Annotated in this window: 1 rRNA gene (only partly in view); it reads left to right on the top strand. The window is 57.2% G+C overall.

Annotated elements, in window-relative coordinates:
- Positions 1-89: 89 nt before the first annotated feature.
- Positions 90-1369: ribosomal RNA gene (locus ACIQ9G_RS32760) — 23S ribosomal RNA — on the top strand (it continues 1623 nt past the right edge of the window).

Genomic DNA, 1369 nt, shown 5'->3' on the forward strand with positions numbered 1-1369 from the left:
ACGCCGGCCCCGGTGAAGCATCGCGTGAGTGGTGTGTGACGGGTGGCTGGTCGTTGTTTGAGAACTGCACAGTGGACGCGAGCATCTGTGGCCAAGTTTTTAAGGGCGCACGGTGGATGCCTTGGCACCAGGAACCGATGAAGGACGTGGGAGGCCACGATAGTCCCCGGGGAGTCGTCAACCAGGCTTTGATCCGGGGGTTTCCGAATGGGGAAACCCGGCAGTCGTCATGGGCTGTCACCCTTGCCTGAACACATAGGGCAAGTGGAGGGAACGCGGGGAAGTGAAACATCTCAGTACCCGCAGGAAGAGAAAACAACCGTGATTCCGGGAGTAGTGGCGAGCGAAACTGGATGAGGCCAAACCTCAAGCGTGTGAGACCCGGCAGGGGTTGCGCTTGGGGGGTTGTGGGATCTCTCTTTCACAGTCTGCCGGCTGTGAGACGAGTCAGAAACCGTTGATGTAGGCGAAGGACATGCGAAAGGTCCGGCGTAGAGGGTAAGACCCCCGTAGTCGAAACGTCAGCGGCTCGTTTGAGAGACACCCAAGTAGCACGGGGCCCGAGAAATCCCGTGTGAATCTGGCGGGACCACCCGCTAAGCCTAAATATTCCCTGGTGACCGATAGCGGATAGTACCGTGAGGGAATGGTGAAAAGTACCCCGGGAGGGGAGTGAAATAGTACCTGAAACCGTGTGCCTACAAGCCGTGGGAGCGTCGGAACGTGCTTGCACGTTCTCGTGACTGCGTGCCTTTTGAAGAATGAGCCTGCGAGTTTGCGGTGTGTTGCGAGGTTAACCCGAGTGGGGAAGCCGTAGCGAAAGCGAGTCCGAATAGGGCGTTTCAGTAGCACGCTCAAGACCCGAAGCGGAGTGATCTAGCCATGGGCAGGTTGAAGCGGAGGTAAGACTTCGTGGAGGACCGAACCCACCAGGGTTGAAAACCTGGGGGATGACCTGTGGTTAGGGGTGAAAGGCCAATCAAACTCCGTGATAGCTGGTTCTCCCCGAAATGCATTTAGGTGCAGCGTCGTGTGTTTCTTGCCGGAGGTAGAGCACTGGATAGGCGATGGGCCCTACCGGGTTACTGACCTTAGCCAAACTCCGAATGCCGGTAAGTGAGAGCGCGGCAGTGAGACTGTGGGGGATAAGCTCCATGGTCGAGAGGGAAACAGCCCAGAGCATCGACTAAGGCCCCTAAGCGTACGCTAAGTGGGAAAGGATGTGGAGTCGCACAGACAACCAGGAGGTTGGCTTAGAAGCAGCCACCCTTGAAAGAGTGCGTAATAGCTCACTGGTCTAGTGATTCCGCGCCGACAATGTAGCGGGGCTCAAGCGTACCGCCGAAGTCGTGTCATTGCAGCATATGTA

Origin of the sequence: Streptomyces sp. NPDC096152 (assembly GCF_044763235.1) — a bacterium.
In the GTDB taxonomy this organism is placed as follows: Bacteria; Actinomycetota; Actinomycetes; order Streptomycetales; family Streptomycetaceae; genus Streptomyces.